24 protein-coding genes are annotated in these 18,802 nt (G+C 36.2%); 20 read left to right on the top strand and 4 right to left on the bottom strand.

Going from position 1 to position 18,802, the window contains the following annotated elements:
• Positions 1–147 precede the first annotated feature (147 nt).
• From tpx to Q0252_RS04470, 12 genes are all read left to right on the top strand, one after another.
• Entirely contained in the window at positions 148–645 is a 498-nt protein-coding gene (gene tpx / locus Q0252_RS04525; RefSeq protein ID WP_297984252.1) for a thiol peroxidase, read from the top strand.
• A 60-nt stretch (positions 646–705) separates the two neighbouring features.
• Positions 706–1,272, top strand: coding sequence for a Crp/Fnr family transcriptional regulator (locus tag Q0252_RS04520; protein WP_297984250.1), 567 nt, complete (start codon positions 706–708; stop codon positions 1,270–1,272).
• A 419-nt stretch (positions 1,273–1,691) separates the two neighbouring features.
• The gene (locus Q0252_RS04515; RefSeq protein ID WP_297984248.1) at positions 1,692–2,147 is read left to right on the top strand and encodes a hypothetical protein; all 456 of its coding nucleotides are present in this window, start codon (positions 1,692–1,694) and stop codon (positions 2,145–2,147) included.
• Between the two features lie 10 nt (positions 2,148–2,157).
• The gene (locus tag Q0252_RS04510) at positions 2,158–2,709 is read left to right on the top strand and encodes a dihydrofolate reductase family protein (protein WP_297984246.1); all 552 of its coding nucleotides are present in this window, start codon (positions 2,158–2,160) and stop codon (positions 2,707–2,709) included.
• A gap of 80 nt (positions 2,710–2,789) precedes the next feature.
• Positions 2,790–3,026 carry a VOC family protein gene (locus tag Q0252_RS04505; protein WP_297984244.1) on the top strand — a complete coding sequence of 79 codons (237 nt, stop codon included), beginning with the start codon at positions 2,790–2,792 and terminating at the stop codon, positions 3,024–3,026.
• A 40-nt stretch (positions 3,027–3,066) separates the two neighbouring features.
• Positions 3,067–3,525, top strand: coding sequence for a VOC family protein (locus Q0252_RS04500; RefSeq protein WP_297984242.1), 459 nt, complete (start codon positions 3,067–3,069; stop codon positions 3,523–3,525).
• A gap of 24 nt (positions 3,526–3,549) precedes the next feature.
• The gene (locus tag Q0252_RS04495) at positions 3,550–3,948 is read left to right on the top strand and encodes a VOC family protein (protein WP_297984240.1); all 399 of its coding nucleotides are present in this window, start codon (positions 3,550–3,552) and stop codon (positions 3,946–3,948) included.
• A gap of 84 nt (positions 3,949–4,032) precedes the next feature.
• A complete protein-coding gene (locus Q0252_RS04490) occupies positions 4,033–4,446 on the top strand; it encodes an SRPBCC family protein (protein ID WP_297984238.1) in 414 nt (137 codons plus the stop codon).
• Positions 4,446–4,790, top strand: coding sequence for an iron chaperone (locus Q0252_RS04485; RefSeq protein WP_297984236.1), 345 nt, complete (start codon positions 4,446–4,448; stop codon positions 4,788–4,790). The genes Q0252_RS04490 and Q0252_RS04485 overlap by 1 nt, the downstream gene beginning before the upstream one ends.
• Positions 4,791–4,798: 8 nt before the next feature.
• Complete coding sequence (locus tag Q0252_RS04480; protein ID WP_297984234.1) at positions 4,799–5,665, top strand: VOC family protein; 867 nt, start codon at positions 4,799–4,801, stop codon at positions 5,663–5,665.
• Positions 5,666–5,705: 40 nt separating this feature from the next.
• Positions 5,706–6,116, top strand: a complete 411-nt coding sequence (locus Q0252_RS04475) for an SRPBCC domain-containing protein (RefSeq protein WP_297984233.1) — start codon at positions 5,706–5,708, stop codon at positions 6,114–6,116.
• 52 nt (positions 6,117–6,168) lie between these two features.
• The gene (locus Q0252_RS04470; RefSeq protein ID WP_297984231.1) at positions 6,169–6,624 is read left to right on the top strand and encodes a hypothetical protein; all 456 of its coding nucleotides are present in this window, start codon (positions 6,169–6,171) and stop codon (positions 6,622–6,624) included.
• Between the two features lie 331 nt (positions 6,625–6,955).
• Here Q0252_RS04470 and Q0252_RS04465 read toward each other — a convergent pair whose 3' ends face one another.
• Positions 6,956–7,975, bottom strand: a complete 1,020-nt coding sequence (locus Q0252_RS04465; RefSeq protein WP_367174819.1) for a hypothetical protein — start codon at positions 7,973–7,975, stop codon at positions 6,956–6,958.
• Between the two features lie 533 nt (positions 7,976–8,508).
• Between Q0252_RS04465 and Q0252_RS04460 the strand changes: the two genes are divergently transcribed.
• Positions 8,509–9,147, top strand: coding sequence for a J domain-containing protein (locus Q0252_RS04460; RefSeq protein ID WP_297984228.1), 639 nt, complete (start codon positions 8,509–8,511; stop codon positions 9,145–9,147).
• A 95-nt stretch (positions 9,148–9,242) separates the two neighbouring features.
• On the opposite strand, the gene Q0252_RS04455 is transcribed toward Q0252_RS04460, so the two are convergent.
• On the bottom strand, positions 9,243–9,395 hold the full coding sequence (locus Q0252_RS04455; protein ID WP_297984227.1) for a hypothetical protein: 153 nt from the start codon (positions 9,393–9,395) through the stop codon (positions 9,243–9,245).
• Positions 9,396–9,542: 147 nt separating this feature from the next.
• On the opposite strand from Q0252_RS04455, the gene gcvP reads away from it, so the two are divergent.
• The 7 genes from gcvP (at position 9,543) to Q0252_RS04420 (ending at position 16,742) form a co-directional block, all read left to right on the top strand.
• Positions 9,543–12,401 (top strand): aminomethyl-transferring glycine dehydrogenase, encoded by a 2,859-nt coding sequence (gcvP, locus tag Q0252_RS04450; protein ID WP_297984225.1) that lies wholly within the window; start codon positions 9,543–9,545, stop codon positions 12,399–12,401.
• A 117-nt stretch (positions 12,402–12,518) separates the two neighbouring features.
• Positions 12,519–12,770, top strand: coding sequence for an AbrB/MazE/SpoVT family DNA-binding domain-containing protein (locus tag Q0252_RS04445; protein WP_224135573.1), 252 nt, complete (start codon positions 12,519–12,521; stop codon positions 12,768–12,770).
• Positions 12,764–13,084, top strand: coding sequence for a type II toxin-antitoxin system PemK/MazF family toxin (locus Q0252_RS04440; protein WP_297984221.1), 321 nt, complete (start codon positions 12,764–12,766; stop codon positions 13,082–13,084). The genes Q0252_RS04445 and Q0252_RS04440 overlap by 7 nt, the downstream gene beginning before the upstream one ends.
• A 593-nt stretch (positions 13,085–13,677) precedes the next feature.
• Positions 13,678–15,033, top strand: a complete 1,356-nt coding sequence (locus Q0252_RS04435; RefSeq protein ID WP_297984219.1) for a deoxyguanosinetriphosphate triphosphohydrolase — start codon at positions 13,678–13,680, stop codon at positions 15,031–15,033.
• A gap of 70 nt (positions 15,034–15,103) precedes the next feature.
• Positions 15,104–15,415 (top strand): hypothetical protein, encoded by a 312-nt coding sequence (locus Q0252_RS04430; protein ID WP_297984217.1) that lies wholly within the window; start codon positions 15,104–15,106, stop codon positions 15,413–15,415.
• Positions 15,387–15,692, top strand: a complete 306-nt coding sequence (locus Q0252_RS04425) for a type II toxin-antitoxin system RelE/ParE family toxin (RefSeq protein WP_297984215.1) — start codon at positions 15,387–15,389, stop codon at positions 15,690–15,692. Before Q0252_RS04430 ends, Q0252_RS04425 begins: the two co-directional genes overlap by 29 nt.
• A gap of 117 nt (positions 15,693–15,809) precedes the next feature.
• Positions 15,810–16,742, top strand: coding sequence for an SPFH domain-containing protein (locus tag Q0252_RS04420; protein ID WP_297984213.1), 933 nt, complete (start codon positions 15,810–15,812; stop codon positions 16,740–16,742).
• Positions 16,743–16,791: 49 nt separating this feature from the next.
• On the opposite strand, the gene Q0252_RS04415 is transcribed toward Q0252_RS04420, so the two are convergent.
• Both Q0252_RS04415 and Q0252_RS04410 read right to left on the bottom strand, forming a co-directional pair.
• Positions 16,792–17,103, bottom strand: coding sequence for a DUF962 domain-containing protein (locus Q0252_RS04415; protein ID WP_297984212.1), 312 nt, complete (start codon positions 17,101–17,103; stop codon positions 16,792–16,794).
• 2 nt (positions 17,104–17,105) lie between these two features.
• On the bottom strand, positions 17,106–18,773 hold the full coding sequence (locus Q0252_RS04410) for an amino acid permease (protein ID WP_297984210.1): 1,668 nt from the start codon (positions 18,771–18,773) through the stop codon (positions 17,106–17,108).
• Between the last annotated feature and the right edge of the window lie 29 nt (positions 18,774–18,802).

Below are 18,802 nucleotides of genomic sequence, written 5' to 3'. Positions count from 1 at the left end.
TGTGAAACTTAAGGATGACAAATTTAGTGATTTTAAGCCAAATATTTTCAGAGATTGCATTAAACTTTAAGACAATTTTAACCTTTGTTTAAAAGGCCTTCCGACATATATTACTTATTTTTGAGAAAACATTTAAAATATAGAATTATGGCAACAATCAAGCTTAAAGGTAATGAAACCAACACTATAGGAAAACTTCCCGAAAATGGTTTAACAATAAGAGATTTTGTTTTGGTAAATGAAAAACTTGAAGTAAAACAACTTTCAGATTATAACGGTAAAAAGAAAATCCTGAATATTTTTCCAAGCATCGATACCGGAATTTGTGCTGCTTCAGCAAGAAAGTTTAATGTGGAAGCAGGAAATCTTGAAAATACTGTGGTTATTAACGTTTCTAAAGATTTACCATTTGCTTTAGGAAGATTCTGTGCAGCCGAAGGTTTAGATCATGTGGAAACACTTTCCGATTTTAGAAGCAGTTTTGGTGACGATTATGGCGTAACGATTACAGACGGACCAATGAAGGGTTTGCTTTCCAGAGCGGTAATTGTAACGGACGAAAATAACCAAGTCATTTACACAGAACAGGTTCCTGAAATTACAACAGAACCAAATTACGAAGCAGCGTTGAACGCTTTGAAATAATTGATAGAATTTCTACCACAAACGGGAGCAGAAGCTTCCGTTTTTTGTTATTTTTATTAAATGAATCCTGTTTTCTCTTACATTTACCAACATCCGCTTTTCACAGAAGAAGATCTGAAAAAGCTTTCAGAATCACATATTCGTGTGGAATTTAAAAAAGGAGATTTTCTATTGAAAGAAGGCGAAACTTCCGATGAATATTATCTTTTGGAAGAAGGTTTGGTTCGGGCTTTCGTTCACGATTACGATAATAATGAAATCACGACCGAGTTTTTTACGTCGAATGAAATTGTGATTATTCCATCTTCTTTATTTCAAAAAATTCCGAGCAAAGAATATCTAAAAGCCGTTACCGACTGCGTTCTCTGGAAAATTGAGTACGATGTTTTTCAGGAACTATTCCATAAAATTGAAGCGCTTCGGGAATGGGGAAGATTTTGGTTTTCGTTTCAGGTTTTCAGCATGAAACAACGTTCTTTGGAAATGATTACCGAAACTGCAACCAATCGCTATCTAAAACTGATGAAAGAAAAACCCGATATCATCAAATATGCGCCTTTAAAACAGATTGCGTCTTATTTGGGGATTACGGATTCTTCTTTAAGCCGCATCAGAAGGGAAATTTAATATTGAAATTTATGATTAACGTAGTTGTCACCTACACTGTTCCGCAAGAATTTGTTGCCCAAAACGAACAAAATATTTCTGTAGCTTTATAAAGATTTCAAAAATCTTGATCAGTCAAGAATCAGTTACAGAATTCTGAAAGAAAACGGAAATACTTTCATTCACATTTCAAAATATCAGGATGGAAGCCATTCAAAAGTAACTGTTGGCAGTTCCGTCTTTTATTGAATTTCAAAAACAGGGTGATCAAAGTTGTGACAATGTTCAGCAAACAATTGAAGTTTTAGAATTTATAGGTTCAGCAGGAAATTTCTAACTCTATTAAACCTTATAAGTTTCCCAAATTTCTTGTCCTATGACAAGTGACTTTGGATGCATTTCATTTTAACTTTGAATAAAAGTTTTTAGCAAATTCGAAAGTGAAATCCAGCGCAGTACAACTCCTCAAAACCCAAACAGAATTCAATAACAGTGTCATCACCAAAAATATTGAAGGAATTTCTCACAAAGACTCAATGATATTTCCCAACGGTGAAGCCAACTGTTTCAACTGGATTTTTGGTCATTTGATTTTTATCCGAAATGCTTTTATCCAAATACTTGGCGGAAATCCTGTTTGGAATGAAGATGAATTCAAATATTACGACCGCGGTGCAAAACCTTTGGAACATATTGATGAACTTCAGGATTTAGAATTTCTGAAAACCTATTTCGAAAAATCTGTAACCGAACTCAACAATTTGTTAGAAAATATGGATGATTTCAAACCTGAAAACATCGAAGATTTAGCCGCATTGATGCTTCACGAAATCTATCACAGCGGACAGTTGGGTTATATGAGAAGAATTTTGGGTAAGGAAGGTAAAATAAAATAATTTTCTGAAAATGAGAAAAGTAATCGCTGCCATTAATATGACCATCAACGGAAACTGCGATCACAGTATCGGAATTGTTGATGGGGAACTTCACAGTCATTACACGAATTTATTGAGTGAAGCCGATGATATCTTGTACGGACGAATTACTTATCAACTGATGGAATATTGGCGCGGAATTCTGGAAAATCCAACCGGAAACAAATCAGAAGACAATTTCGCAGTAACCATTGATCAAATCAACAAAATTGTTTTTTCAAATACCTTGAAAACTGTGGATTGGGAAACCGCAAGATTGTCAAATCTATCTTTGGAAGAAGAAATTAACGAACTCAAAAAGAATTCAGGCAAAAATATTCTGATTGGAAGCCGAAGTCTCATCATTCAGGCGCTGAAACTGAATTTGATTGATGAATTTCAACTGTGCATTCATCCCATTATTGCAGAAAAAGGTTTGCAATTATTCGAAAACTGGGAAGAACAAAAAACTTTCAAACTTCACCGAACGAATACCTTTAATTCAGGAGTAATAATCCTCTACTATGATACAAAAACCAGTTAAAAAATACCCAATTAAAATTTGTTTAACAGAATTTACTTCGTAAAATCTTTAAATTTAAACAACACTAAAAACAAAATGTTATGGACAATAAAGCAACTATGGGCGAAGTGTGCGATGCTTCCTCAAAGAGTGAAGTAATGCTTGCAATTGGTTCAAGATCCGAGGAAGAAATTACCGAAACCACCGAAAAATCAGGAACTTCCGGTGGTAAAATCCTGGTGGAGCCACAAAGATCCGAAGGAGGCTTTTTTGGGAGTACATTCGCCGATCCAGACGGTCACAAATGGAATTTTCTACTTTTCGAAAAAGGAATGTAATCTTTCCCTCATTTAATTAAACCTTTAAAAATTATAAAAAATGAAACTAAATCCTTATCTCAACTTCGACGGTACTTGCGAAGAAGCATTTAAACTGTACAAAAAAGTTTTCGGTGGTGAGTTTGCCGGAAATGGAATTATGCGTTTCGGCGATATTCCACCACAGGAAGGAATGACAATGCCCGACGAAATCAAAAACCGTGTGATGCACGTTGGAATCAATATCGGCGATCAGGTTTTGATGGGCTCCGACATTATGCCCGGAATGAAAAACAACGAAGGCGGCGAAAATTTCCGCATTGGCGATAATTCAATTATCAGCATTCATCCGGATTCGCGCGAAGAAGCGGACAGAATTTTCAACGAACTTTCCGCCGGTGGAAAAGTAGAATCTCCAATGGCAGACCAGTTTTGGGGAGATTATTGGGGAAGTCTCATCGACAGATTCGGTTCGGCTTGGATGATCAATTACAATCCGAACGAGCAGTCCACTTTTTAAATAACACCAAAACCATAATTTATTATGGAAAATCAGAAATTTAATCCTGTAGGTTGGTTCGAAATCTACGTGCAGGATATTAAAAAAGCCAAAAGATTTTACGGCGAAGTTTTTCAAGTCGAATTCCAGGATATGGAAGATCCAACTGATGCAAATGGGTTCATGAAAATGTCCGGATTTCCCATGTCAATGGAAAGTTTGCCCGGCGCAAGTGGAGCGTTGATTCAAATGGAAGGCGTTCCAAGTGGTGGAAGCGGAACAATTGTCTATTTCTCATCCGCAGATTGTGCTGTTGAAGAAAGTCGTGTAACAGCAGCTGGAGGAAAAATTCACAAATCGAAAATGTCCATTGGTGATCATGGTTTTATGGCACTTTGCTGGGATCCGGACGGAAATATGTTCGGAATTCACTCGATGAATTAAGCAGAATTCAAAACGTATTGGGTGAATTGTGTGAATGTAGTTCACCTTTTTCTTTGTAAATTTAGGAAATCAAACAAGTAAATTATGGAACCCATCAAAATTGACATTACCATTTTGGAACCTGTAAAAAAAGTTTGGGACTATTTCAATGAACCTAAACATATCACGAAATGGAGTTTTGCACACGAAAGTTGGCATTGCCCAAAAGCGGAAAATGATTTAAAAGTCGGCGGAAAACTGAAAACAAGAATGGAAGCCAAAGACGGAAGTTTTGGTTTCGATTTTGAGGGGGTTTACGATGAAATTATTCCTTTTGAAAAAATAAAATACCATTTAGAAGACGGCAGAAATGTTGAGGTTTTATTTGAAAAAGTGGACGAAAACACTACCAAAGTTACCGAAATTTTCGATCCGGAAAAGTCCAATTCACGCGAAATGCAGCGCGAAGGTTGGTATGCGATTCTGAATAATTTTCATAAGTATGTGGAAAATCATTGATGTTGAAAGAAATCAAAAATTACATCTCGCAGTTTCCCGAAGAAGTTCAGGAAATTATGCATAAAATTCGCGACATCATTCTTGAAGCAGTTCCGGAAGCCACCGAAAAAATCGGTTACGGAATGCCCGGATTTTATCTGAACAAAAAACCATTGCCCTATTTCGCTGGTTACAAAAATCACATAGGATTTTACGCTACTCCAAATGGTCACGAAGCTTTCAAAGAGGAGCTTTCAAAATACAAACAAGGAAAAGGTTCTGTACAGTTTCCCGTGAATGAAGAAATTCCTTATGATTTGATTAGAAAAATTGTAATTTTCCGAAGAAATAACTTGGAACTTTAAACTAAACTATGAACAACGATATTTTCCCCTGCCTTTGGTACAACGGCGACGCCAAACAGTCCGCAGATTTTTACTGCGAAGTTTTCAATGGAAAAATTACTGTCGATTCTCCGGTTGTGATTAATATTGAACTTTTCGGACAGCGAATGATGCTCTTGAACGGCGGCCCTCAATTTGAAAAAAACGCTTCCATTTCTTTTATGGTATTGTGCGAAACCGAAGAAGAAGTAGAAAAATATTGGAAGCCGCTTTCTGAAGGAGGAATTGTCCTGATGGAACTCGGCGAATATCCGTGGAGCAAAAAATATGGTTGGGTTCGCGATAAATTTGGGGTGACGTGGCAGGTTTATTTGGGATCAAAACAAGGCGACCAAAAAATCATTCCAACGCTGATGTTTATTCATGAAAATAATGGGAAAGCAATGGAAGCGATGGAACTGTACACCAAAATTTTTCCAGATTCAAAAATCGGCGGTGTTCTGAAATATGGTGAAGGCATCGGAAACGAAACGCATGAAGTTCCGCAAAATGTTCAGCACGCAGATTTCAAACTTGACGGTTACACTTTTTTCTGTATGGACAATTCCTACGACCATAAATTTGATTTCAATGAAGGAATTTCAATCGTCGTGATGACCGATAACCAAACCGAAACCGACTATTTGTGGAATTCCTTAACGGCAGATGGTGGCGAAGAAAGCCGATGCGGTTGGCTGAAAGATAAGTTTGGCGTAAGTTGGCAGATTGTTCCGAAACGTTTGCTGGAACTCATGAATGATTTTGAAAATCCTGAAAAAGGACACAAAGTAGTTCAGGCTATGCTGCAGATGCAGAAAATCGTAATTGCGGATTTGGAAAGTGCTTATAATTCTTAGAATAAGAGCAAGAAAGAAAAGCTACGAGCCAAGAAGAACTATGAAAAAACTAGAATACAAAACCGAAATCAGCGCAACACCGGAAAAAGTTTGGAACACATTGTGGAATGCAGAAACTTACGAAAAATGGTCTTCCGGAAACCGTTTTGAAGGAAATTGGGAACAGGGAACGGTAATGAAATTTTTCGATACCCAAAACAACGGAATGTTCAATTTGGTGGAAACCAACGTTCTGCAAAAGGAACTCAAAATGAAACATTTGGGCTGGATTATGAACGGCGAACTTTCTCCGCAAGGTTGGGAAGAATCCAACATCAGTTATCTATTGCACCCAATTGAAAACGGAACAGAGTTGAAAGTAAGTGTAAATTCCTTGGATGAATTTGTGGATTTTTACAATGGTGATGTCCCAAAAATTTTTGAAAAAATTAAAGATTTAGCGGAGAATTAAGAAAATTTTATGTCATGCTGAGCTTGTCGAAGCATCTTTTTAATTAGAAATCATGAAGTTATTATTTATACTTTTCGGTGCTTTTGTTTTGGCTTTAGTCGGAACCAAAATTTTTCAGGGAAACTGGAACTTTTTATTATCAGGGAATATTGCAATGGCCTTATTCATTATATTTACGGGAGTTTCGCATTTTAGATTTGTGGAAGGAATGATGATGATGATGCCCGAAATTATTCCCGCTAAAAAGTTTATGGTTTACTTTACAGGAATTTTGGAAATTGCGGCTGGAATTGGACTTTTGATTCCGTCGGTTCGGGAAATTACGGCCTTTTTACTGATTGTTTTCTTCATCGTGATTTTTCCTGCCAATTATAAATCTTCCAAAGAAAACATCAATATTTTCAAAGCCGATTCTACTGGTCCGGGAATGGATTATTTCTGGAAAGAAAGACTTCCGATGCAGATTTTTTTGATTGCATGGACTTTTTTCTTCGGAATTTACCTTTGATTTTTTTAAATACGGAGACACTGAAATTTGCACGGAGGATGCGGAGGTTTTCTTGCCACAAATGCACAATTTTTTTTCAAAATCTCTTTAAAAAGCGGGAAAATTTAAACGCAAAGGCGCGAAGTTTTTCGTTTACATATTTGAAAATATTTTTAAGGGCGCAAAAATTCATCCAAGGATGAATTGTGTACTAAAAATTTATAAGTGAGGAAGAATCTGCGTAAACCTGCGTAATCTGCGGGAGAAAAAGACATAAATTCATGCATTGACTAAGTCTAATCTTCGATTTCGTGGCAACAGAAAAATAATCTTGCAATCTGTGGGAAACAAACTATTTCCCCGTCACCGAGGATTCATAATTTCTCAACGTAAAATTCAGCACAGCTTCCACGATATCTCCCATTGTTTCACAACTTTTGAAGTTGTTATCTTTCAGATACTGATGGATTTCTTCACGAAGCTGAACTACTTTTTCTTTTGGTGCGATTTCGTCTTTTTTCATTATTTCAATCAGTTTTTTAATGCGAATATTGCCTACCAAAAGTCGTTTCGCCATTAAAGAACGTTCTTCGTGTTGGTATTGTCGGATGGAGGATTCATCAATATAATCCATCACAAATTTTACATACTGCAAATTTTCCTTGTAGAACTGCGGTTTGTACAGATTCATTCGGCCTTCGTAAGACTGTTGGTCGAAATCTATAGAACGGATTCTGTATTTAATTTCATCAAAATCCGGCGTTAAAACCATCACAAAATTATAGGAGCGTTGGTCTCCCAAAAGTCGCAAGAAACAGCGCTCATTAAATTTCACAAACTCTTTGGCAATACGCTTTCGGCTTTGGTTTTCATCCAAATATTTCTCCAAAAAAATATCGCCCGGAATTCCCGAAACATGCTCCTCAATCAAAGTATTTTTGTGAACCAGAAAATCAATACGGTTGGGAGAAAGCAAATGCTCAAGTTCCAAACCATAAATCCTCGATGCATCGGCTTTTTTCACATAAAAATAATCGTGAATATCATTGTGAAGATTTCGGATTTTAATACGGAAAGGATGCGTATTCCCGAACGTGCAGAAATCAATACTGTCCACAATCAGGTGCGTCGTTGCTTCACGGTTCCCGTCGGAACGTAGGCGCTGATAAATCTTAATGAGGCCCTGATGAATTTCGTCCATTTCATAATGGCTGTACATCACACCGTCCCAAAGCGTTTCCTTGCCGTCCTTATCCAAAATCGGGTAAGAATCCGTAAAACGCAGCAAATCTTCGTAAGAAATTGGCGTGGAAATCGTACGGTCGTATTCCGCAAGATATTCTCGAAGTTCATGATTTATAGGGTAAATCAACTTTTTTTTCGAAATTTTGTCGTGTTCATTATGGCTCACATGCATCGGCGAATATTTTCAGTAACTAAAATTACAATTTTTAGGAGCAATAAAAGCAGAACTTCTCAGAAATTTCGGTCCGGCTTTCCGCTGTATCTTTTTAGGCGCGGCGCGAAGCGCCGCGCCTAAAAAGGATGTCGCTTCAATCCGGGCTACAACATCAATCTGTTTTTCTTTACACCAAAAGACTCGAAAAAAATCTAATCATTTACACTTTGTCAAAGTTCAAAAATCTTTTACAAAGTTTTAAAATCTTGCCTCAAAAATATTCCAACAAACCATCTGCGTCAATTCGCGCAATCTGCGGGAAGCATTCTTTCTTAAATTTCAAAAAGCTTAAACAAAGTTTTTCAGAGAATCAAAAATAAAATAAGAAAATCAAAAAATCTGTGGAAATCTGTGTAATCTGTGGGAACTTCAAAAACATTCATCCAAAAAAACTATTTTTGTACAACAGTTTGCAACCTGCACCAATTGCACCAACTTCATAAAACTTGAAAGATTATTACTACTTTTTAGGCGTAAAACCCGATGCTTCAGAAGAAGACATCAAAAAAGCGTACCGTAAACTTTCTTTGAAATACCATCCCGATAAAAATATCGACGACGATTTTTTCGAAGAACGTTTCCGCGAAGTTCAGGAAGCCTACGAAAATTTAGTAGACCCGGAGAAGCGCAGAATTTTTGATGGAAACTTTGAAGAAAGAAAGCGTTCCACACGTTCCAATCTTCCACCGTTTATCAAGACTTTTAATGCAAGTAAAATCCGTGCGGTAAAAGGGGAGGAGATTATTCTGAACTGGCAAACCAACAATGCCGATGTGGTGAAAATTCTACCTTTCGGACTCGAAAAATCCTATGGAGAACGTTCATTCAAAATCACAGAATTCAAAGAAGGGAAATTTCATGTGGTTCTTCAGGCTACAAATACGCTGCTTAACAGAACGGTAGTAAAAGGAATTACCATCACAGAAGTTTTTGAAAGAGTAGAAGCCGAAAAATTCGAAAGTACTTATGTTCCGAAAGCAGAAGACCTTAAGAAAGAACCTTCCGTTCCCAAAACCGCAAAAATTATTTTGGTCATTCTTTTCATCATCGCCGCGATGATCTTCCTTGTTTCCAACTTAGAATAAAAAAAACGAAAACCTTTCAGTTTCCGTTCCAATATTTTTTTTGAATTATCGTTATTTTTCATTCATAATTCATCATTCACAATTCATCATTACAATTACGCCATCTTCAGTCTTCCCGGACATTTTTTGCAGCGTTTCCCTTTTTTAAATTTTTTGCAGCATTTTTTCTTGTCACAGTACATTTCTTCAGAAACCTGAAATGCAGGAGCTAGCGGAGCAATTTTAAACGGGATAATCTGTAGGTTCATGTTGCAAATATAAATTTAATTTAGAATAAATCAAAATAATAAAACTAAATTTTCAATGATTTAAGTTTGCGATGTGCCTTTGTGCTTTCGCCCAAAAAATTGTAATTTTACAAACCTTAAAAATGAAATAAATCCAGTAAAAATTTTATGAATACAACTAAGTTTGTTAACCGCCACATTTCTCTTAACGAAGCTGATAAAGAAGCAATGTTACAGAAAGTTGGCGTTTCGGGCATTGATGAACTGATTTCTCAAACCATTCCGGATTCCATCCGTTTGGAAAAGGAACTCAATATTTCTCCGGCACTTTCTGAGTACGAAATGTTGCTGCATTCCAAAGATTTGGCGACTAAAAACCTGATGTTCGATAACTATATTGGTTTTGGTTATAACAATACAATTTTGCCAAGTGCAATCCAGAGAAATATTTTGGAAAATCCTTCTTGGTACACTGCTTATACGCCTTACCAAGCGGAAATTGCACAGGGAAGATTGGAAGCTTTGTTGAACTTCCAAACTGTTGTTTCAGATTTAACAGGATTTCCGTTAGCAAATGCTTCATTGTTGGATGAATCTACAGCGGCTGCAGAAGCGATGCATATGTTCTTCGGCAACAGAACGAAAGACCAGAAAAAATTAGGAGCACAGAAGTTTTTCATCTCCGATTTGGTAATGCCTCAAACAATTGCTGTTTTAAAAACCAAAGCAGAAGGTTTAGGAATCGACATTATTGTTGGAAACCATAAAACACATCAGTTCAACCAAACGTATTTCGGAGTTTTATTGCAATATCCGGGTAAAAACGGAATCGTTTTGGATTACACAGAAAATATTAAATATTATAAAGAACACAACCTTCAGGTTGCTGTTGCTTGTGACCCTTTAGCTTTGGTAAAACTGAAATCTCCTGCAGAAATGGGCGCTGATTGTGCTGTTGGAACAACGCAAAGATTCGGAATTCCAATGGGTTACGGTGGTCCTCACGCCGCATTTTTCACTTGTAAAGAAGAATACAAAAGAGATATTCCGGGTAGAATTATCGGGGTTTCACAGGATATGTATGGAAAACGTGCGTTGAGAATGGCGCTTCAGACGAGAGAGCAGCACATCAAACGTGAAAAAGCAACTTCTAACATTTGTACAGCGCAGGTTTTATTGGCTGTAATGGCGGGAATGTATGCTGTTTATCACGGTCCAAACGGTTTGAAATTTATCGCAGACCAAATTCATTACAAAATGAATGCGCTTCATCAGGCTTTAAAAACTTTAGAGTTTGATTTGGTGGAAGAACCGGTATTCGATACAGTGAAAATCAGAATTCACGATAATGATAAAAATGGTTTGATGCGATTGATGCGCGACCATAAAATCAACCTGAATTATTTCTCAGAAGGCATTGTAAGCATTTCTTTGAACGAAACAACAACTGAAGAAAAACTTCAGCGTTTGTTGGATGCTTTCGCTCAGTTTTTGGATAAGCAGAGCTTCAAACTCAATTTTAAAGAAAAAGTTACTATTCCAAATGAATTGTTAAGAACCGACGCTATTTTGGAGGAAGAAGTTTTCAATAAATACCACACAGAAACCGAATTGATGCGCTACATCAAACATTTGGAGCGCAAAGATTTATCATTAACCCATTCCATGATTTCTTTGGGTTCTTGTACCATGAAACTGAATGCTGCAACACAAATGCTACCTTTATCCTGGGCAGAATGGGGAAGTGTACATCCATTTGTGCCAACGGAACAAGCCGGAGGTTACCAAACTTTAATCAAAGAGCTGGAAAAAGATTTGGCAGAAATTACAGGATTTGCCGGCACTTCTCTTCAACCAAATTCCGGAGCACAGGGAGAATATGCAGGTTTGATGGTCATCAGAGAATATCATAAATCTCGTGGTGAAGGTCATAGAAATATCGCTTTAATTCCACAATCTGCACACGGAACAAACCCAGCTTCTGCGGTAATGGCGGGAATGAAAGTTGTGGTTGTGAAAAATCTGGAGAGTGGAGAAATCGATTTCGATGATTTGAAAGCAAAAGCTGAAGAACACAGCGAAAATCTTTCTTGTGCGATGATTACATATCCGTCAACTTACGGTTTCTTCGATGCCAATATTAAGGAGATTACAAAACTGATTCACGAGCACGGTGGACAAATTTATATGGACGGCGCGAACATGAACGCTCAGGTTGGATTTACAAGTCCGGGAAATATTGGGGCAGACGTTTGTCACCTCAATCTTCATAAAACTTTCGCAATTCCTCACGGTGGAGGTGGACCTGGAGTTGGACCAATCTGCGTTGCCGAACATTTGGTGAAATTCCTTCCTTCCAATCCGAACATTAAAATCGGTACAAAAGAGTCTATTGATGCCATTTCAGCTGCGCCTTACGGTTCTTCTTTGGTATTGAATATTTCTTACGCTTACATCAAAATGCTAGGAGCAGAAGGTTTGAAAAAATCAACAGAACATGCCATTTTGAACGCTAATTATCTGAAAGAAATTTTGTCGGAACATTTCCCGATTTTGTACGCGAACGAGAACGGAAGAGTTGCTCACGAATGTATCGTAGATTTCCGTCAGTTCAAATCTTTGGGAATTGAAGTTGCAGATGTGGCGAAACGTTTGATGGATTATGGTTTCCATGCTCCAACGGTTTCTTTCCCGGTTGCAGGAACTTTGATGATTGAGCCTACAGAATCTGAAAGCAAAGCCGAAATCGACCGTTTTGCTGAAGCGTTAATCAACATCAAAAAAGAAATTGAAGAAATTGCGAACGGAGAAGCAGATGCTGCAAACAACGTTTTGAAAAATGCTCCTCACACGGAACAGGTAGTGATTTCCGATTCTTGGGATAAACCTTACAGCCGCGAAAAAGCAGCGTATCCTTTGGATTGGGTTCGTACACATAAATTCTTTGCATCCGTTTCGCGTGTGGATGAAGCGTATGGCGACAGAAATTTGGTTTGTACCTGCGAACCGATTGAGGAGTATATGTAAGTATTATCTGTAAAACCACGCCAAAAAGGCGTGGTCAATATATAGGAATCCCGAAAATATTTCGGGATTTTCTCTTTAATGTTATAATTTTGTTATAACTTTGATAAAAATTTTGAGATGACAACAAGAATCAGAAAAATCGGAAATTCTTCAGGAATCATTATTAGCAAACGAATGTTGGAAGAATTAAATATCGAACCAAAAGATGAGTTAGAGTTGACGGTGAAAGATGGAAAAATCCTAATTCAAAAAATTGACGAGCCAAGAAAAGATTGGAAAGAAAAGCTTTTAAAAGCCGGTTCTATGCAAGAAAAAGGAGATTTAATGGAGTTTCCAAACGATTTTGATACCGAAGAATGGACATGGTAAAACGTTTTGAAATTTATTTTATTGAATTCGACCCAACCAAAGGAAGCGAAATCAATAAGACTCGTCCTGCAGTAGTTATTTCTCCTGATGAAATGAACGAATCACTGAACACGGTAATTGTTGCGCCATTAACTTCTACTTTAAAAAATTATCCTTCTCGAGTAAATTGTGTGGTGAAAAGTAAAAAAGGTCAAATCGCTTTAGACCAAATTCGGACGATTGATAAAATCAGAATTAAGAATAAGTTATCTGTTTTAAAGGAGAAAGAACAGGAAGAAGTTTTCGGAATTTTAAATGAAATGTTTAGAAAATAGAATTTTCAGTCTTTTTTTATAAGATTGATTATTTTTAGAAACTTTTTATTAATTATTTTAATAAATAAAATAGTTAGTGGAATCGATAAAATAATGGTGATAATTGCAGTAAGAGAGAAAACGGAAAACAGTTCAATAAATTTAGGACTAATACCAAAAATTTCAATAAAGTAGAAATATTTATGAAATATCCGGTCAATTATGTAAAATATGAGAGTAGAATTTAAAATGTATATAAATTGAAAAGTAAAATCTAAAACTTCAAGTTTTTCATTATCAATGTTTCTTGTGCTCAAATTATTTTCTTTGATCTTTCCAAGAATGTATTCTCTTGTATTTAAACCAATTAAGAAATAAAATGGTATACTTAATAATATAGCCCAAAAAAGAAAAAGTATAAATTCGAATATTGTTTGTGGTTGATTTGAGAATAGACCTTTGTTAAAAATTATTTCTAATACAACAATTCCGGTTAAAAATGTATTTATGAGCAAAAAAAATCTCACTTATACTTTTGTAACGTTCGTTATTCAAGTTTATCATCTAAATATTTTTTATAAAAATAACTTATATCTTAAGACAAATTGTAGTTTATGAATCTTAATACAATTTTCACCAATCAACGCGCCGGAAACCATGGCGCAACTTCAGCTTCAAGAACTGATTTTCAAAGGGATTTTGACAGGATTATTTTTTCGTCGGCTTTCAGAAGATTGCAGAATAAAACGCAGGTTTTTCCGCTTCCGGGAAGTGTTTTTGTGCACAACCGTTTGACGCATTCTCTGGAGGTTTCCTCTGTTGGAAGGAGTTTGGGAAGTGTTGTGGGTGATTTTATTGTTAAAAATTTTGAAAAAGATTTAAATGAAGACTCAAAAAATTTCTACGCACATAATCTTTCGAACGTCATTGCTTCTGCATGTCTTTGCCATGATGTCGGAAATCCTGCTTTCGGACATTCAGGCGAAGATGCTATTGCGAGTTATTTTGAAAAGAATGAAAAGGATTTAAAGCAGAAATTCAACGAAAAGGAATGGGCAGATTTGGTAAATTTTGAAGGAAATGCCAATGCAATTCGCGTTCTTACCCATCAGCAAAGCGGAAAAGATCTGGGTGGAACACAGTTAACTTACACCACTTTAGCGAGTATCGCAAAATATCCCGGAGAAGCTGTAGCAAAGAAAAAAGGTATAATTCACCGCAAGAAATTTGGGTTTTTTCAGAATGAAAAGGAGACGTTTCTGGACATTGCGAAATCGGTCAATATGATTCAGGAAAGTGAAGAGCCGGTGATTTTCAAACGTCATCCTTTTGTTTGGCTTGTAGAAGCAGCAGACGATATTTGCTACAATATTATCGATATGGAAGATGCGCACCGTTTGGGAATTGTTTCTACTTCCGACTGCGAAAATCTTTTCATGGATTTAATTAAATCTGAAAACGAAAATATCGAAAGAGTAGAGCAAAAACTGGCTTTCTTAACTAACGAAAACGAAAGAATTTCTTATCTGAGAGCAAAAGTAATCAACGCGTTAATCAATAAATCTATTCAAATCTATCAGGAAAATTTTGACAAAATTTTAGAAGGGAATCTCGATAAAGCTTTGCTTGATATTTACAAATCTGAAAATCCGGCTTTACAGGAAATTGAACGGTTTTCAATAGCGAAAATTTATGGTCATAAAGCCGTTGTGGAAATTGAAAATGCCGGTTATAACGTTATGTACGAATTGCTGAATCATTTCATTCCATCGATTTTAACACCAAAAGAAGGCAGAAAATCTTATGATAAAATGGCTTTGAAACTATTGCCGAAACAGTTTCAGTATGAAGAAGGCAGCGACTATCAGAAAGTTTTGGGCATCATTGATTTCGTTTCGGGAATGACGGATAATTACGCGACGGATTTATACAGAAAGATTAAGGGAATTGATATCGGGATGACGATGTAGAATAGGCAATAATTAGAATGAATAATTAATAAATATTTTTTACATTTGTTAAAGTTTAAACTGTAATAATATGGTAGCTGAAATTGTAAAATATATTGATATTCAAAATTCTATTGATATTTATCTGAAAAATTCACCTTTCAAACTCAATTATATTATTGAAAAACTGGAATATAAGGAAAATACCTTTTTCAAGAAGATGAAAGAAAGAAGATTTTCGGCTGAAGAACTTTTAAAAATTGCAGAAATTATTAAACCTGATGAATATCGCGAGTATGAAATCTCTAAAATGATTGAAGAGGGTTTAAATGATATGAAAGAAGGACGTGTAAAAAATTTCAAGAAGGTAATGGATGAAAAGCGCAGTAAATATGCTGATTGAAATTACCGAAAAAGCCGAGCAAGATTTAGAAAAAATTGACGAATACCTTTTAAATCGATGGAATAATAAGGTTTTGATAAATTTTTACGACCAGCTTGAATCTGTTTTAGAAAATATTGCGAGTGGAAAAATTGTTTACCAAAGTTTTGAAAATTCTGACTATTCTAAAGTTTTAATTAGTAAACATAATACGCTTGTATATCATAAATCTTTAGAAAAAATTACGATTTTAAGGATTATTAATAATTTTCAGTCAGAAGAAAAAAAGAAGTTGTAAATTAACTTCAAAACTCTTAAAAAAAATCTATTTTAGTACGGCATATTCGATTGTTTTCCGTAACTTTTTAGAGGTTTATTATACTTATTATTCACACATTTAAAAAATTAATAAACGATGACATATTTAGGATTAGTGGTCTTTATTGGACTTGTAGTTTTGTTCTCTTCTTTCTTCACTGTAAAACAAGCGACAGCTGCAATTGTAGAACGTTTGGGGAAATTTCATTCCGTTCGTCATGCAGGTCTGCATTTGAAAATTCCTTTTATTGATCAAATTTCAAAAAGACTGAATCTTAGAATTCAGCAGCTGGATGTAATGATTGATACCAAAACTTTGGACAATGTTTTCATTAAGATGAAAGTTTCTGTACAGTATCAGGTAATTAAAGAACAGGTTGCGGATGCTTTCTATAAGCTAGAATTTCCTGAAGCGCAGATTACTTCTTACGTTTTCGATGTTGTACGTGCGGAAGATCCAAAACTGAAACTGGACGATGTTTTTGTAAGAAAAGATGATATTGCAGTGGCAGTAAAAGGTGAACTTCAGGAAGCGATGCAAAGTTATGGTTACGATATTGTGAAAGCTTTGGTAACCGACATTGACCCGGATGAACAGGTAAAACACGCCATGAACAGAATTAACGCCGCAGAACGTGAAAAAACTGCTGCCGAATACGAATCTGAAGCTCAAAGAATCCGTATTGTTGCCGTTGCAAAAGCCGAAGCGGAATCCAAAAAATTGCAGGGTCAAGGTATTGCAGATCAAAGACGGGAAATCGCGAAAGGTTTGGAAGAATCTGTAAAAATGTTGAACAACGTCAATATCAATGCTCAGGAAGCTTCCGCTTTAATTGTTGTTACGCAGCATTATGATACTTTACATTCTGTGGGAGCCAATAACAGAAGTAATTTGGTTCTTCTTCCAAATTCGCCAACCGCAGCAAGTTCAATGCTAAATGATTTGGTAGTTGCAATGTCCGCTGCACAGAAAGTGGATGACATGGATAAAGCTAAATTACCACCACCTCCACCGCAACATGGTCATTAAAAAAATTGGATTCATAAATTTAAAAGCCTTTCAAAACGAAAGGCTATTTTTATGCTTTAAATTTTTGTTTTCCTGTGAGAAGTTCAAAGAATAATTTAAAATCCGAAAGCAAACTCCATAAAGGATATTTGAAGGTTGCCGGTTTATTTTTCTCGAAAACATAATGGCTTAAAGCAGAAACACCCCATCCGAAAATAGGAATATACCAAAGAAACCGTTCCTTGCCCGAATAAATAACATAACCAATCACTACAAAAAGCAGCGCAGTTCCCACAAAATGGAAAATTCTCGTCATCAGTTTTGAATGTTCTTTAAGGTAAAACTGATAGAAATCTTTGAAGTTGGAAATTCTTTCGGACATTTTTATTGTTCTTGTAGTGCTTTTTCTTTATTCAGTTTGCTGTGTTTTTTTCCGTAAGAGAAATAGAAAACCAAGCCTAAAACCAGCCACATTCCGAACCAAGCCCAGTTTTCTGTACTCATACCTGTTAATAAATAACAGCAGGAAACCAATCCTAAAAGCGGAATTAATGATAAATTTTTCATGAACGCTAAAACAGAAATCACTACGCAAACCAAAAGGAAAGTCACCATCGGAATATGCGTTACAATATCACGAAAAATTTCAGAAAAGAACGTTGGGAAAAGATATTGAACCAAGACAACTCCTGCAATGAAAAGCGCCGGGAAAATAAATTTCGAATTGATATACGGAATTTTGAATTTCCCTTTTCTTTCAGCCATTTCCTCTTCACTTTGTGGTGAAAGCATTAAAACGCCACCGCAAACCAATACGAATGCGAACAATGTTCCAATGGAAGTGAAATCCAAAATCAGGTTTTCATCCGTGAAAAATATGGGAAGACCAACCACCAAACCGGTTAAAATCGTCGCAAAACTTGGTGTTTTGTATTTTGGGTGAATTTCGGATAATTTTTTAGGCATCAAACCATCACGGCTCATCGTCATCCAAATTCTCGGCTGTCCCATTTGGAACACCAAAAGAACAGACGTCATCGCTACAACAGCGGAAACAGAAACAATAAACAGCATCCATTTTACCCCTTTAATTGCAAAAATTTCTGCAAGTGGGTCTGTTACTCCTAATTGTGTGTAAGAAACCATTCCTGTTAAAACCAAAGCTAATACGATATAAACTATGGTGCAAATCACCAAAGAATAAATCATTCCTTTCGGCAAATCCTTCTGCGGATTTTTAGCTTCTTCAGCAAGTGTTGAAACGGCATCAAAACCAATATAAGCATAAAAAACCGCTGAAACTCCTGCCATAACTCCGCCAAAACCATTTGGCATAAAAGGCGTCCAGTTGTCAATATCAACATACATTGCACCTACAATAATTACCAGTAAAATAACGGCCATTTTAATGTAAACCATCAAATTACTTACGTTTCTGGACTCTTTCGTTCCTCTGTAAACCAAATAAGTAATGATAATATTGATGAGAAATGCAGGCAAATCCATAATGATTCTTAAACCTCCAATCATAGGTGCCGAATTCCAGGCGTTAAGACCTTCTCCGGCTTTAGATTCCTGAAAGGCAGCGTGTGCAGATTTATAATTAATCGTTAACCATTCCGGAAGATGTATCCCAAAAGTTTCCAAAAGATTAGTGAAATAACCGCTCCACGAAAAAGCGATATAGATATTCCCAATGGAATATTCCATAATTAAAGCCCAACCGATAATCCAGGCAAAAATTTCCCCGAAAGAAACATAAGCATACGTATAAGCACTTCCCGAAACAGGAACTCTGGACGCAAATTCAGCGTAACACATTGCTGTAAAACCACAGGCAACTGCACAAATAGCGTACAGAAAAATTACACCGGGACCACCTGTAAAACAAGCGTTACCAATCGCGCTGAAAATTCCACCTCCAATGATGGCTGCAATTCCGAAGAAAGTTAAATCGTTAACAGTCAATACTTTGTGTAAACTGTGTTCTTCTCCATCTCCGCCTTGTGCAATAGTAGTTGTAAGAGGTTTTCTTCTGAAAAGTTGGCTCATTTATTGTTGATCGTGGTTAACAGAAAACA

The organism is uncultured Chryseobacterium sp., assembly GCF_936933875.1.
In the GTDB taxonomy this organism is placed as follows: domain Bacteria; phylum Bacteroidota; class Bacteroidia; order Flavobacteriales; family Weeksellaceae; genus CAKZIK01.
The sequence above is the reverse complement of the archived record's forward strand: the minus strand, read 5'-3'. Positions and strand labels throughout refer to the sequence as shown.

Excerpts from the sequence above, each read along its gene's own strand:
- Q0252_RS04455 (WP_297984227.1), bottom strand. The coding sequence starts at position 9,395 with ATGAACCTACAGATTATCCCGTTTAAAATTGCTCCGCTAGCTCCTGCA.
- Q0252_RS04425 (WP_297984215.1), top strand. The coding sequence starts at position 15,387 with ATGAAAAGCGCAGTAAATATGCTGATTGAAATTACCGAAAAAGCCGAG.
- Q0252_RS04500 (WP_297984242.1), top strand. The coding sequence starts at position 3,067 with ATGAAACTAAATCCTTATCTCAACTTCGACGGTACTTGCGAAGAAGCA.
- Q0252_RS04415 (WP_297984212.1), bottom strand. The coding sequence starts at position 17,103 with ATGTCCGAAAGAATTTCCAACTTCAAAGATTTCTATCAGTTTTACCTT.
- Q0252_RS04510 (WP_297984246.1), top strand. The coding sequence starts at position 2,158 with ATGAGAAAAGTAATCGCTGCCATTAATATGACCATCAACGGAAACTGC.
- Q0252_RS04505 (WP_297984244.1), top strand. The coding sequence starts at position 2,790 with ATGGACAATAAAGCAACTATGGGCGAAGTGTGCGATGCTTCCTCAAAG.
- Q0252_RS04420 (WP_297984213.1), top strand. The coding sequence starts at position 15,810 with ATGACATATTTAGGATTAGTGGTCTTTATTGGACTTGTAGTTTTGTTC.
- tpx (WP_297984252.1), top strand. The coding sequence starts at position 148 with ATGGCAACAATCAAGCTTAAAGGTAATGAAACCAACACTATAGGAAAA.
- Q0252_RS04490 (WP_297984238.1), top strand. The coding sequence starts at position 4,033 with ATGGAACCCATCAAAATTGACATTACCATTTTGGAACCTGTAAAAAAA.
- Q0252_RS04495 (WP_297984240.1), top strand. The coding sequence starts at position 3,550 with ATGGAAAATCAGAAATTTAATCCTGTAGGTTGGTTCGAAATCTACGTG.
- Q0252_RS04445 (WP_224135573.1), top strand. The coding sequence starts at position 12,519 with ATGACAACAAGAATCAGAAAAATCGGAAATTCTTCAGGAATCATTATT.
- Q0252_RS04485 (WP_297984236.1), top strand. The coding sequence starts at position 4,446 with ATGTTGAAAGAAATCAAAAATTACATCTCGCAGTTTCCCGAAGAAGTT.
- Q0252_RS04475 (WP_297984233.1), top strand. The coding sequence starts at position 5,706 with ATGAAAAAACTAGAATACAAAACCGAAATCAGCGCAACACCGGAAAAA.
- Q0252_RS04440 (WP_297984221.1), top strand. The coding sequence starts at position 12,764 with ATGGTAAAACGTTTTGAAATTTATTTTATTGAATTCGACCCAACCAAA.
- Q0252_RS04480 (WP_297984234.1), top strand. The coding sequence starts at position 4,799 with ATGAACAACGATATTTTCCCCTGCCTTTGGTACAACGGCGACGCCAAA.
- Q0252_RS04435 (WP_297984219.1), top strand. The coding sequence starts at position 13,678 with ATGAATCTTAATACAATTTTCACCAATCAACGCGCCGGAAACCATGGC.
- Q0252_RS04410 (WP_297984210.1), bottom strand. The coding sequence starts at position 18,773 with ATGAGCCAACTTTTCAGAAGAAAACCTCTTACAACTACTATTGCACAA.
- Q0252_RS04470 (WP_297984231.1), top strand. The coding sequence starts at position 6,169 with ATGAAGTTATTATTTATACTTTTCGGTGCTTTTGTTTTGGCTTTAGTC.
- Q0252_RS04430 (WP_297984217.1), top strand. The coding sequence starts at position 15,104 with ATGGTAGCTGAAATTGTAAAATATATTGATATTCAAAATTCTATTGAT.
- Q0252_RS04520 (WP_297984250.1), top strand. The coding sequence starts at position 706 with ATGAATCCTGTTTTCTCTTACATTTACCAACATCCGCTTTTCACAGAA.
- gcvP (WP_297984225.1), top strand. The coding sequence starts at position 9,543 with ATGAATACAACTAAGTTTGTTAACCGCCACATTTCTCTTAACGAAGCT.